The 11,729-nt window shown below is 49.4% G+C and carries 14 protein-coding genes and 3 pseudogenes; 16 read left to right on the top strand and 1 reads right to left on the bottom strand.

The genetic code is table 11. The features are described from left to right. Positions 1-240: pseudogene (locus N7387_RS18295) on the bottom strand (flagellin FliC); the annotation flags it as partial. Positions 241-808: 568 nt separating this feature from the next. On the opposite strand from N7387_RS18295, the pseudogene N7387_RS18290 reads away from it, so the two are divergent. The 16 genes and pseudogenes from N7387_RS18290 to N7387_RS18215 form a co-directional block, all read left to right on the top strand. Further along, positions 809-994 (top strand): annotated as a pseudogene (locus N7387_RS18290) (terminase small subunit); the annotation flags it as partial. 405 nt (positions 995-1,399) lie between these two features. Beyond that, a pseudogene (locus tag N7387_RS18285) lies at positions 1,400-1,525 on the top strand (terminase small subunit); the annotation flags it as partial. Then, positions 1,506-2,798 carry a terminase family protein gene (locus tag N7387_RS18280; protein ID WP_279800599.1) on the top strand — a complete coding sequence of 431 codons (1,293 nt, stop codon included), beginning with the start codon at positions 1,506-1,508 and terminating at the stop codon, positions 2,796-2,798. The pseudogene N7387_RS18285 and the gene N7387_RS18280, both read left to right, overlap by 20 nt. An 11-nt stretch (positions 2,799-2,809) precedes the next feature. Then, positions 2,810-4,246, top strand: coding sequence for a phage portal protein (locus tag N7387_RS18275; protein ID WP_279800598.1), 1,437 nt, complete (start codon positions 2,810-2,812; stop codon positions 4,244-4,246). Continuing rightward, positions 4,200-5,195, top strand: a complete 996-nt coding sequence (locus N7387_RS18270) for a phage minor head protein (RefSeq protein WP_279800597.1) — start codon at positions 4,200-4,202, stop codon at positions 5,193-5,195. Before N7387_RS18275 ends, N7387_RS18270 begins: the two co-directional genes overlap by 47 nt. A gap of 16 nt (positions 5,196-5,211) precedes the next feature. Beyond that, entirely contained in the window at positions 5,212-6,615 is a 1,404-nt protein-coding gene (locus tag N7387_RS18265) for a DUF2213 domain-containing protein (protein ID WP_279800596.1), read from the top strand. A gap of 6 nt (positions 6,616-6,621) precedes the next feature. Continuing rightward, positions 6,622-7,059, top strand: coding sequence for a hypothetical protein (locus N7387_RS18260; protein ID WP_279800595.1), 438 nt, complete (start codon positions 6,622-6,624; stop codon positions 7,057-7,059). A gap of 10 nt (positions 7,060-7,069) precedes the next feature. Continuing rightward, positions 7,070-8,146 carry a major capsid protein gene (locus N7387_RS18255; RefSeq protein WP_279800594.1) on the top strand — a complete coding sequence of 359 codons (1,077 nt, stop codon included), beginning with the start codon at positions 7,070-7,072 and terminating at the stop codon, positions 8,144-8,146. Between the two features lie 9 nt (positions 8,147-8,155). Then, positions 8,156-8,416 carry a hypothetical protein gene (locus tag N7387_RS18250; RefSeq protein WP_275902756.1) on the top strand — a complete coding sequence of 87 codons (261 nt, stop codon included), beginning with the start codon at positions 8,156-8,158 and terminating at the stop codon, positions 8,414-8,416. Continuing rightward, entirely contained in the window at positions 8,416-8,787 is a 372-nt protein-coding gene (locus tag N7387_RS18245) for a hypothetical protein (protein WP_025154868.1), read from the top strand. Before N7387_RS18250 ends, N7387_RS18245 begins: the two co-directional genes overlap by 1 nt. Then, the gene (locus tag N7387_RS18240) at positions 8,784-9,125 is read left to right on the top strand and encodes a hypothetical protein (protein WP_279800593.1); all 342 of its coding nucleotides are present in this window, start codon (positions 8,784-8,786) and stop codon (positions 9,123-9,125) included. The genes N7387_RS18245 and N7387_RS18240 overlap by 4 nt, the downstream gene beginning before the upstream one ends. 1 nt (position 9,126) lies before the next feature. After that, entirely contained in the window at positions 9,127-9,495 is a 369-nt protein-coding gene (locus tag N7387_RS18235) for an HK97 gp10 family phage protein (protein WP_279800592.1), read from the top strand. Next, positions 9,492-9,860: a hypothetical protein gene (locus N7387_RS18230; protein WP_279800591.1), complete on the top strand. Its 369-nt coding sequence runs from the start codon at positions 9,492-9,494 to the stop codon at positions 9,858-9,860. Before N7387_RS18235 ends, N7387_RS18230 begins: the two co-directional genes overlap by 4 nt. 64 nt (positions 9,861-9,924) lie before the next feature. Then, positions 9,925-10,680, top strand: coding sequence for an Ig-like domain-containing protein (locus N7387_RS18225; RefSeq protein WP_279800590.1), 756 nt, complete (start codon positions 9,925-9,927; stop codon positions 10,678-10,680). A gap of 50 nt (positions 10,681-10,730) precedes the next feature. After that, on the top strand, positions 10,731-11,420 hold the full coding sequence (locus tag N7387_RS18220) for a DUF6246 family protein (RefSeq protein WP_279800589.1): 690 nt from the start codon (positions 10,731-10,733) through the stop codon (positions 11,418-11,420). A gap of 61 nt (positions 11,421-11,481) precedes the next feature. Then, complete coding sequence (locus N7387_RS18215) at positions 11,482-11,718, top strand: type II toxin-antitoxin system HicA family toxin (protein WP_279800588.1); 237 nt, start codon at positions 11,482-11,484, stop codon at positions 11,716-11,718. Positions 11,719-11,729 lie beyond the last annotated feature (11 nt).

Below are 11,729 nucleotides of genomic sequence, written 5' to 3'. Positions count from 1 at the left end.
GCCTTCAGTCGTCTGCGCCAGGGAGATACCGTCGTTTGCGTTACGGGATGCCTGAGTCAGACCATTAATGTTAGCGGTGAAACGGTTACTGATCGCCTGACCCGCAGCATCGTCTTTTGCGCTGTTGATACGCAGACCGGAAGAAAGACGTTCGATAGCAGTACCCAGAGCAGCCTGTGATTTGTTCAGGTTATTCTGAGCCACCAGGCTCATGGCGTTGGTATTAATAATCTGTGGCATATTAGATCCTTTGATATATGTATGTATGAATGAATAAGCACTCATATAAACTATCGGTATGACGAAAAAAAAACTAAAGGGGTAGCCTTAAAGTAATTACAGTGAATCTAAGGGGCGTCATAACAAGATGAGGTGTTTGGGAATCGCAGGGATTTACAATAAGCGTGAACAAATGAAGGAGTAATGATTCCCCTCTAACCATCCTTGGTTAGAGGGGCTGTAACGCACGGTACTATACATACCACAGACTACTACTTTAAAGTAAAGTTACTCGAATGCCAAGTAACTAAAACTATATAAAATAGCGATGCTGCGTTTGTCGATGTAAGCCACAATTTCAAGCCTTTCCGGGAGTATCAAAAATATTTGACATATTTTGTTTCACTTTTTTGTGCATACAAAATAAAGACGGTACGGCATGGAGTAGATTGATAACCACGAAAGAACTGCTCATTACGAACAGGCTTATCAATATTGCTGGTACGGACAGCTCATAAATATATATTGCACCTGATGAACTGGTGACATCAGATATATTCAGGTGATTGAGAAAAAGTAAGGAACAATTATGGCAGGATCAAACTGGAGCGAGCTACAAAAACAGTTCCTGTCTGACCATGCCGCTACAGGGATATCACCGAAAGAGTGGTGTGAGTCTCAGGGTCTGAATTACGCAACCGCTCGCAGACACATTAAAAAACCAACTGCGCAGAAGGATGCACAAAGTGCGCAAAACGGAACGCGCAAAGTGCGCAATCCAAATAAGCGTAATTCAAATACCGCCCCCATGTTTGAACGCGGGAATCGGGCAGCAATAAAGCACTCTGGATATTCAAAGTACATGCCTGACTCTGACGAGTTATTTGAGGATGCCGCTGGGCTAGATTTAATTCAGGAGTTACTTTTTATCCGTGCGAGGGCGCTTTCAGTAACAAAGGTTCTTGGCAAATTGCGCACTGACTTTGAATCGGCGGAAGAGGCTGAAGTGCGCAGCGAAATAGCGCGGCAACTGGTTAATACTGAGCAGGCATTAGACCGGAATATTGCTCGGATAGAGTCTCTGGAGCGGACTATATCAACGCTTGGTCTGGATAAAGAAAGTTTGCTTAAAATTATTGCGGACACTAATTACCGCAAAGCAGCAACGAACAAGGTCAATCTTGAATCGGACAAACTTGGCCGCGAACTGGCGGAGGATGATGAGAACGACACACCGACACCGGTTGCAATAAACATCAATGTGATAGATGCGAGGGTCAGAGAAGATGATAGCGCCGACCCTTAATATCCCACAGTCACGATTTCTGGCTATGCCGAATAAATTCAGGGCATACGTTGCCGGATTCGGTTCCGGTAAGACGTGGGTAGGGTGTGGTGGTATCTGCAAAGGCATGTGGGAGCATCCGAGAATTAACCAGGGGTACTTCGCGCCAACATACCCGCAGATCAGAGACATTTTTTATCCCACGGTCGAAGAAGTCGCTTTCGATTGGGGCCTGAAAGTAAAGGTGAACGAGAGTAATAAAGAAGTTCACTTTTATGAGGGTAAGCGGTATCGCGGCACGACAATCTGTCGGTCGATGGAGAAGCCGGAAACAATAGTCGGATTCAAGATTGGTAATGCGCTGATTGATGAGTTTGATGTCATGAAAGCGGATAAGGCTCAAAAAGCATGGCGTAAAATCATTGCCCGTATGCGCTATAAGGTTGACGGACTGCGCAATGGCATTGATGTCACCACCACGCCGGAAGGGTTTAAGTTCGTTTATCAGCAGTTCGTGAAAGCTGTACGCGATAAACCTGAACTGACAACGCTCTACGGTCTGGTGCAGGCTTCAACGTTCGACAATGAAAAGAATCTGCCAGCGGATTACATTCCGTCACTGATGGACTCTTACCCGCCAGAGCTAATCAAAGCATATCTGCGCGGACAATTCACAAACCTGACCAGTGGCACCATCTATCACACCTTTGACCGCAGGCTGAATAACAGTGAGGAAGAAGAGCAGCCAGGTGAGCCACTGTATATAGGAATGGACTTTAACGTTGGCAAAATGGCTGGTGTGGTTCATGTGCTGCGCCTTGGATTACCTCACGCAGTAACAGAAATCATCAACGCCTACGACACACCGGATATGATCCGCATTATCAAAGACCGGTTCTGGCTGTATACCGATGGTGATTATCACAAGGTGCGTGAAATTTACATCTACCCTGATGCCTCCGGGGAATCCAGAAAATCCAACAACGCCAGCGCAACAGATTTGGCTCAACTGCGTGAAGCAGGATTTAACGTAGTTGTTAATGCGTCAAACCCACCGGTTAAAGACAGGATTAACTCAATGAATGCCATGTTCTGTAATGCAAACGGTGACCGGCGGTACAAGGTGAATGTTAAGCGCTGTCCTGTCTACACGGAGTCGCTTGAGCAACAGGTGTGGGCTCCGAATGGAGAACCTGACAAATCGGCTGATAACGATCACCCTAATGATGCTGGCGGCTATTACATCGTGAAGCAGTTCCCGATCATTAAGCGCCCGGCACAATTCTACTTCTAAGAGGAATTTCAGTGACAACAAAAAATGAAGGGCTGGAATTGCTCGTGAACAGTGTCGCCAATATGGCGGTGCAACGGGCTTTGTATGCATCAGGCGGCATTTCCAGCAACACGAAAAGAACGACGCTCTATCAGGAGTTCGGATATCCGGCAGAACTGTCATTCACTGATTATTACAATGCCTATGAGCGTAACGCAGTTGCACATGCAGCAGTTCATCGCTTGCTGGATGATTGTTGGCAAGATAATCCGACCATCATTGATGGTGATGAATCGAAAGAAAACAAGGAAACAACACCGTGGGAGTCATCTGTCACCAGGCTGCTGAAAAGATTCTGGCCGCGAATTAAGGATGCAGACCGGCGCAATATGGTTGGCCACTACTCGGCATTGGTTATCCAGTTAAAAGACGGCGCAGACTGGAGTGAGCCGGTAGATATCACCGAGGTTAAGCGACTTGGTGAAAAGGCGCTGGTTAACCTGATTCCGTTATGGGAGCCGCAGTTAAAAGTAACTGAATGGGAAACGGATATATCATCCGAGAACTACGGTAAGCCGAAGTATTACGATTTTGATGAGCGACCTGTCGGGCACCAGATCCACGGTCCGATAAAGCAAAAGAAAATACATCCAGACCGGGTGATCATCCTGTGCGAGGGCGCAGATGATGATTATATGTTTTCTGGCATCCCACTATTGAAGGCCGGATTCAACAAGCTACTGGATATCGAAAAGATTTCCGGTGGCAGTGCTGAGGGATTCCTGAAAAACGCCAGCCGCCAGATTGCTGTTGAGTTCGATGCTACTACCGATATGAGCAACATTGCACAAGCAGCAAAGGAAGCGGGGTATGACGACATCGGCGCAGCAATGGCTGATAAAGTCGACAAACTCAATCGTGGTACGGATTCAGCGGCGGTAATGCAGGCAGGGCGCATGAACGTGCTCTCTGTTGCTGCTGCTGATCCTAATCCATCATGGGAAGTAGCAGTTCGTGAATTTCTGACCACAATACGCATCCCTTTTTCTGAGTTTCTCGGGACACAAACCGGCGTACTGGCCGGTGACAAAGATGGTGCGGCATATGGTAAACGCCTGAACGGTCGGCGCTGGGGATTTCAGACAAAGTATGTTACTGAAATCATCGGTCGCCTGTGTACTCTTGGCGTTATTTCGCAACCAGAGTCAGGTGATATCACCCTGGCATGGTCTGACATGCTGGCACCGAGTGAAGCTGACAAAATCGATAACATGATCAAGATGGCAGATGCTGCGTGGAAATCACAACAGGCATTCGGCATGGCGATATTTACCCCGAATGAAATCCGCGCAGTTGGTGAGCTTGAACCAATCGAAGAGGATGCACCACCGGAAACCGGCCCCAAAGGAGACCCGTTAACTGATGATAAAGAACCAGAGAACAGGGTCGCCGATAATACCGAGAAATAAGGCGGACCCGACACAGTCAGGAAGGCCAGTCAGAAAGATGTATCGCGATATCGAAAACCGGTATCACGGACTGAAAAAAGCACTTCGTCAACTGTTCGACCTGTCATTCAGCGGCAGAGAACGAAATCAGAACTCACTCTACAGCTACATCCTCGCTAAAAACGCACAGAATGAACCAGATTCGCTTATCAGGGTTAACGCCGGTGTTTATTCGTATGACATCGCTGAGCGGCCTGATGAGTACGCACGGTTCCTTGAACGGCTGCAATCTATTCTGGATGAGTATCTGCTTGAGGGTGGGAATGAAAATCTGTGGGCGTTCAGCCATGTCGCTGCTGAGTATGACCGCGGCACACTGAATGCGTATACCAATCTGTCACTACAGTCAGAGGTGTACGCATCACAGGCCACGCTTACTTACCTGATGTCACAACCTGCATACCAGAACCAGATAGCCGCAGCGTTTATCTCAACGTTCAGCGACTGGAAAGGCATTTCTGATGCCGCGCGCGCCGACCTTTCGAACATCATCGGCACATCGATAACCAGAGGTGTCAACCCGAGAGAAACAGCCAGAATCGTTAGCCAACGGCTGGATGTCTCAATGAGCAATGCAAAGCGCATAGCTCAGACGGAACAGGTAGGCGCGTTACGCCGTGCAAACTGGAATGAAACCACATGGGCGAGTGAGAGATTAGGGCTGCGTACCGGTCTGCTGTGGTTATCTGCACTGAAACCGACGACGCGCAGTTGGCATGCAGCACGACACGGCAAGGTGTTCACTGTCGAAGAAGTCGAAGCGTTCTATGCCGACGGCGGCAACAGATTTAACTGCTACTGCGCGACACAGCCGGTATTACTGAATGATGACGGGACGATTTACAACAAAGGCATTACTGACCGGCTGACAGCAGAGCGGAAAGCCCGGTCAACAGACGAAGATTCATAACCAAAGAGGCCACCACATGAAGCTTTCGGGTATTCATGTTAAATCGCTGGCTATCAACTCCTCCAATATCTCAACTGAAATCATCGACGGTGACGAGCATATCGTCATTCGCGGCGTTGTGCCTGTTGTTGATGACGTTGTGATGAACGGGGGACTATATCCGGCCAGCGAAATTAACAAAAGCTTTCAGTCGATGGAGGGGCGGCAGTGCCCGTATGGACACCCTAAAATCGGCACAGATTACGTATCGGCTGACACGCCGAGAGCAGTAAACCAGTTTCACATCGGCGCATGGGCTGAAAATGTCCGCAAAGATGGTGAAAGAGTCGTCATGGACGTGAAGGTTAATCGCCGTTTCGCTGATGCCACAGAGAAAGGGAAGGAATTTCTTGCCCGCGTGGATGACATCATTGCCGGTAACAGCACGGACCCGATCCACGTCTCCACCGGGTTGCTGCTACAGCGCGAGCAGAACAAAGGCAAGTCGAAGGGTAAGCCCTATACATGGGTAGCCCGAAACATGCACTTTGACCACATCGCCATTCTTCCGGCGAGTGAGCCCGGCGCGGCCACACCTGATGACGGTGTCGGGATGTTCGTTAACGCTGACGGGCAGAAATGCGGTATCGAAAATGTCAGCCTGATTGATGCGGCGAACTGCATGAAAGAAGGCATTGTCAACAAAACGAAGTTCTTCTTCACCAACGGCTCAAACTTCTCTTTCGAGGATATCCACAAAGCACTGCGCGATGCCCTGAGAGAGCAATCATCAGGTGACGACTGGCCTTATCCGGAAACAGTCTGGCCTGACAAATTCATCTACTACAAATCCGGTAAAACCTACCAACAAAAGTATCTCATTGACGACAACGGCGAAGCTGATCTTGTCGGTGAGCCCATTGAAGTTGTGCGCAAGCCAACAGAGTACGAAGTAAAAACCAATAAGGAAAACGACCCGATGAAACAAATCATCACAAACGCGCTGAAGGCAAAAGGCATCGACACAGAGGGTAAATCCGATGCTGAGCTGATGGATGCGTACAACCAGATGATCGCCAATGAATCCAACGGCGAAGAAACGCCGGAAGAGAAAGCGGCGCGTGAGAAAGCGGAGAAAGAGGCCAAAGACAAGGCCACTAACACAGATGACGTCACCGCAGCAGTGAATGCCGCACTCAAGCCGCTCACTGATGAAATCAGCGCACTTAAAAGCCAGTTAAACGCAAACGCTGACAAAGAAAAATCAGCCATGCGTGAAGCAGTTAAGGCCAAATTTGGCTTCACAGAAACAGCCGTGAATGCGCTGGACGGTGACCCGCTGAAAGAGCTGTATGCACAGTGTGCACCGGTTCAGGGGCTGAATGGTTCGTTCCATTCTCAGCAGAACTCTTCCACCTCAGTATCAGAAATGCCGGAGTAAAACGAAATGGCGAACAAAATGAAACGTGTGATCCATGCGGGCGGTATCTTTCCTAACCCGCTGTTAAATCGTGAGGGCGCGGCAGCGGCAGACACCAAGCCAGGCACTATCGGTTTCTTTGATGGTGGCGAGTTCAAAGCCTCAGCAGATGGTAAAGAGTCGGCGATCCTGTACGTGGCAAACATGGATTACCTGCGCTGCAAAGGTGTAGATGACGACCTGAAGGCCGGTGATTGGGTGGTGGCAATCCAACCATTGCAGGGATTATTCCTGAACGTCCGCGCTGCTGCCGGTACGTACAAAAAAGGCCAGCCGGTGATTGTTGCCAACGGCCAGATCACAGCGGCCACCGCTGCGGAAGGTGAAGTTGTATTCGCCTATGTCGAAGAAGATTCAGCACTGACCGCTAAGGCGGGTGAGCTGGTTCGCGTTGTGTTCAAGTAAGGAGAACTGAATGTTTTATTTTTCAACTAAAAAAGCGACCGAAACCGGCAACCTTGAAGCAAATATGGCGCAGTTTAGCGAATTGCAGATTGCCCGTGACGCATCCGCGCAGGCTGTTGCTGAATTCATTATCCGCGCCAATTCACGCGGTAACGGCGCAATCAGAGTTGATGCCGCTAACGCAGTTGATGACATCCGCCGCCTGTATAAAGCATATGACCAGACTGTTCTGTCCGAGTTTCAGCCGAATACCGAGTTTACCCTGCTGAATGACCTGATGGGGCTTTCCCGCTCCGTGCGTCTGGAAGAATCCGTGTATGAGTATGCCCGCAAAGGCAGCGGTGGTGTAGCCCATACGTCAATGTCCGGTCAGATTGGTGCGTTACTGGATGCCGGTGCGTTCACCTTTGACGGTACGATGGTGCCTATTCACGATACCGGTTTTAAGTTCGGCTTCCGTGACCCAATCTTCGCGAAAGGTTCCGCGCTGGCCTCTCTGTCCGATGCGCAGTCTGATTCTGTTGATACCGTCCGCCGTAAATACGTTGATTTTATCTGGAATGGGTTCCGTGATTCCGAAGGTAATTTCATCAAGTTTGACGGCAAGTCATGGAAAGGCCTTCGTGCTGATGAGCGCGTAGCCCAGGTGACACTGACGGTGAACTTTGCCACTGAGCAGGACGGCAAGAAAATCCGCGCCGAAATCATCAAACTGCGTGATGTGCTGAAACTGCAAAACCTGCAATACGGTGAGCAGACCTGGTATGTGTCAGGTGAAATCCTGTCGAATTGGGAAAGCGTGTATTTCGACGTTAACCAGACCCGCACCATTCTGGACGAAGTGAAGAAAATCACCGGCATCAAAGACATCAAAGAAGATTACGAGCTGAAAGGCAATGAAATGCTGATCATCCCACTGGGTGCCGGTGTTATCGCTCCGATTGTCGGTCAGGCGTTTGGTACTGTCGCAGACCCGCGCCAGTTCTATAACTCAGATTACGTATGGCGCACATGGGGCGCTGCTGGTCTGATGGTTAAACAGGACATCAGCGGTCACTTCTCAGTTGTCCACGCGAAAAGCGCATAAGGGGGATTTATGGCACTGGTAAAAGTCGTTTCAAATAACTTCTTCGCCGGTGCCGGTTTCCAGCCTGTGGAAGCCGGTAGCCAGCTGACAATGTCAGATGAAAGCGCGAAAGAATGGGAAAAGGCCGGTCTTGTTGAAATTATCGCATCTGGTGATATTGAAGTCGCATCGCCTGGTAACGACGATTCTGAACAGCCTGAACAGCCTGAACAGCCTGAACAGCCTGAACAGCCTGAACAGCCAAAGGCAAAACAGAACGGTAAAAAATAATGCAGATAACTCTTGACGACGTAAAGCCGATGATTGCGGAACTCGGGTTTACATTGCCTGATTCTGTGCTGTCGCTGCTACTGAGTCAGGTTAATGCAAAGTCCGGATGTCTCGAAGCCAACTACGACGAAACCACGCAGAAACTACTGCTGATTTACACCGTTGTTCGGCTGGCATCATTGTCTGGCGCACGAAAGATATCATCGCAGAGCGCTCCTAACGGGGCATCCCGTTCTTTCGCATATGATTCTGCCGGTACTGATTATCTGCTGAACCAGATCCGCGCATGGGACAGTGCCGGGTGCCTCTCTGATTTGCCGTTGTCGAGCAAAACGGTTGGCTTCTTCGGTGTGGTCGGGGGGTATCAATGAGTTCAGTTGCAAATTGGGCGTATACCTCATGGGCTACGCTGTGGCGGTCTGCCGGTAAAGATAAATACGGTAAGCCAACATTTTCGGATCCGGTTCATTTTCTGTGTGGTTACGGTAGTGAACTGAAAGCCGGAAAGATTGATATCGGCTCTGAAATCACAATCAAACTGGTGTTCTGGACTGAGTACGCTGATGCGAAGAAAGGTGATTTTATCGCTATCGGTAAGCACTCAGGTGATCCGGTATCTGCTGGTGCTGACGAAATCAAATTCATCAAACGTGATGAGGATGTATTTGAGCACATAGCGGATGATTACACCCTGATAACGGCGGTGTGATATGGCGGCAAAAATCAGAGGTATCGCAGAGGTCAGCGCCAATATCAATGCACTGGTTGGCAATGTCACCGGTCGCAAAGTTGCCCGCGCAATACAGGCGGCAATGCTGATTGGTGGCGCTCAGGCCTCGCTGTTCACGCCTATCGATACATCCACGCTTATCAACTCTCAGTTCCGTGAAATCACAGTTAACGGCACCCACGTTACCGGTCGTGTCGGGTATTCTGCGAACTACGCGGTATTTGTTCATGACCCGAAAGTTAAGCAGACATTCCGGCGCGCCACTGCGCGAAAAGAGTTCCTTACGCTGGGATTTGAAGAGAGTCGCGATGAGATTGAAGCGGCCATGCATCAGGAGATGCGCATATGATACACGAAGCGTTTGAGCGTTATCTGAACCGCGTCGGCCTGCTGGATGGTTTCATTGTTCAGTACCTGACATGGACGGAAGAACTCGATTCACGCACGCAGCAATATGCCGTTATTCAGCCGGACGACGGCAGCGGCAGATTTTCTGACCTTGGCGCTGACGACAATGTAATGCTGATTCTGGTATCTGCACAGAACGATCCGGAGCCGGTGCTAATCAGGGCGAAAGATATCCTTGATTATGTAGCGTCTCACCCACTGGACTGCGAACTTAACTCAATCTACAACCTTGGCGGCATGCCTAAGCCGGTACCGACAGAAGAAGGCCGGTTCATCATGCAGTTGGCTTTCCGCTGTACATCCTGAACAAACACACTTCAAACAGGTCGCTTATGCGGCCTTTTTTATTTGCAAATAAAGAGGTTAGAACATGGCACAATGCCCTGATGATAAAGGCCTGGTGATGGGTAATGCGGGGATTCTCCGTATCGCGCCCGGTTGCCACGGCACGGTTCCTGAACAGTCAGCGTTTCTGCGTCTCGGCGCACTGACCAGTAAAGGGCTGGATTACGGTACTGAAACGGTTACTTCCAAAGCAGACGACACAAAAGGGCTGACCGAAGCCATCGTGACCGGTCTGGATTTAACCATTAAGTTTGATGGCGAGCTGAAGCGCAAAGGTGCTGATGGTTCCACGTCTGCTTTTGATATCGCCAAAGAAATCCTTGCTGAAGTCAAAGCCAGCCGTCAGCCGTCATATTGGGTGCAGCTCGACATGAAAGGCGACGGTAGTGATGTGATTCAGGGTTACATGAACTTCACATCATGGTCGATGGAATTCCCGACCAAAGAGATCGCCACGTACTCCGGTGAGCTGAAAGTAGCAGACGCTGACAGCTTTGAGTGGTTACAGGAAGAAATCGTGGTGCAGAGCATCGCCGCCAATCCTGCAACGCTGACAGTGAAAGCCGGTGAAACTGCAACATTCACGGTCGGATTTAATCCGGTTGACGCGACAAACAAAAATTACGAAGTGGTCAGCGATAAGCCTAATTTCGCCACCGTCAGTAAATTGCTGAATGTTGTCACTGTCACCGGTGTTGCTGCCGGCACCGCGAATATTACTGTCACATCTGAAGATGGAAGCAAAACAGCGAAGTGTGTCGTTACAGTCACTGCGGCCTAAATATTACAAAGGGCATCTCCGGGTGCCCTTGATAATGCTCAGGAGGATATATGACACCGCGTTTAGAATACGGCGAGATGGTGATATCCACTGCCGAAAATGATTATCTGTTCCGCCCGTCACTGGATGCCATGACGCGAATCGGAGCACCAAAAGAGGTTGTGAGCGCATTTACGCGATTAAATGGCGCAGAGGTACAGCAAATTATTGCGTCTGCTGTGGGCGCTTACGGGGCGGTTCCTGAATGGCTGATTACACTGTTAAATAAACCGGTTTACGGACGCAGCATTTTATCGACAGCAATGAACGTGATGCAGGCATGTTGTGATGATGACTGCTCTGAGGTTATCGGTGAATGGCGACCGGGCAAATCCGGCATGGTGTACCGGCAGGGCGCGATGCATTACCGCGACATCATCCTGCTGGCGCGTGAGCTAATGACCCACGGCATTATCGGCAAGGCCAAGGTGCGCAGGCTGCAACGGCATGAAGGCCACGAATACTCCGACGAGTTCCACGCCGTCGAATACATCAGTGCCGCCCGTGTGCATTTCAACATCACCCGCAGCGAAGCGGAACAACTCACAATGACCGAGTTCGTGATGATGCTGAAAGCGAAATATCCAGATGAGAAAGGCTTCACTGCTGATGAGTATGAGGCCATCACCAAGGCCGACGATGCCCGTAATGATGATCTGATTAAGGGCAAGCGCCGGTTGGTGAGCAGGAAGGCGAGATAATCTTGCTGGCATTAATATTTAATAAGATAATATTAGTCATCAAGCTAAAGAGGAATATTGTATGAGTGATGATGGCTTATATAGGTATCAGTATAGTGAAGCGGAAATTAAGAAAGGGTATTATAGTGCGGTTGTAAAAATACTCGCTAATAATGGCTGGAAACTTGAAAGGTCAGGGAAAGGCTCTCACGATATATGGTCAAAGGATAATAATAAAGTGACGGTTCCGTACAATTTGGATAACAGACATACTGCAAATGGCATACTGAAGCAAGCTGGGATTAATGAAAAGGTATGATAACAAAAGTT

It is taken from the genome of Morganella sp. GD04133, from assembly GCF_029835375.1.
GTDB classification, from domain to species: domain Bacteria; phylum Pseudomonadota; class Gammaproteobacteria; order Enterobacterales; family Enterobacteriaceae; genus Morganella; species Morganella morganii_B.
Note: the sequence above shows the minus strand (reverse complement) of the source record. Positions and strands in the feature narration are given on the sequence as shown.

What these genes read in the sequence shown, in the direction of transcription:
- N7387_RS18225 (WP_279800590.1), top strand. Translation starts at nt 9,925, where the DNA reads ATGGCACAATGCCCTGATGATAAAGGCCTGGTGATGGGTAATGCGGGG.
- N7387_RS18245 (WP_025154868.1), top strand. Translation starts at nt 8,416, where the DNA reads ATGCAGATAACTCTTGACGACGTAAAGCCGATGATTGCGGAACTCGGG.
- N7387_RS18235 (WP_279800592.1), top strand. Translation starts at nt 9,127, where the DNA reads ATGGCGGCAAAAATCAGAGGTATCGCAGAGGTCAGCGCCAATATCAAT.
- N7387_RS18250 (WP_275902756.1), top strand. Translation starts at nt 8,156, where the DNA reads ATGGCACTGGTAAAAGTCGTTTCAAATAACTTCTTCGCCGGTGCCGGT.
- N7387_RS18280 (WP_279800599.1), top strand. Translation starts at nt 1,506, where the DNA reads ATGATAGCGCCGACCCTTAATATCCCACAGTCACGATTTCTGGCTATG.
- N7387_RS18255 (WP_279800594.1), top strand. Translation starts at nt 7,070, where the DNA reads ATGTTTTATTTTTCAACTAAAAAAGCGACCGAAACCGGCAACCTTGAA.
- N7387_RS18265 (WP_279800596.1), top strand. Translation starts at nt 5,212, where the DNA reads ATGAAGCTTTCGGGTATTCATGTTAAATCGCTGGCTATCAACTCCTCC.
- N7387_RS18220 (WP_279800589.1), top strand. Translation starts at nt 10,731, where the DNA reads ATGACACCGCGTTTAGAATACGGCGAGATGGTGATATCCACTGCCGAA.
- N7387_RS18215 (WP_279800588.1), top strand. Translation starts at nt 11,482, where the DNA reads ATGAGTGATGATGGCTTATATAGGTATCAGTATAGTGAAGCGGAAATT.
- N7387_RS18270 (WP_279800597.1), top strand. Translation starts at nt 4,200, where the DNA reads ATGATAAAGAACCAGAGAACAGGGTCGCCGATAATACCGAGAAATAAG.
- N7387_RS18260 (WP_279800595.1), top strand. Translation starts at nt 6,622, where the DNA reads ATGGCGAACAAAATGAAACGTGTGATCCATGCGGGCGGTATCTTTCCT.
- N7387_RS18240 (WP_279800593.1), top strand. Translation starts at nt 8,784, where the DNA reads ATGAGTTCAGTTGCAAATTGGGCGTATACCTCATGGGCTACGCTGTGG.
- N7387_RS18230 (WP_279800591.1), top strand. Translation starts at nt 9,492, where the DNA reads ATGATACACGAAGCGTTTGAGCGTTATCTGAACCGCGTCGGCCTGCTG.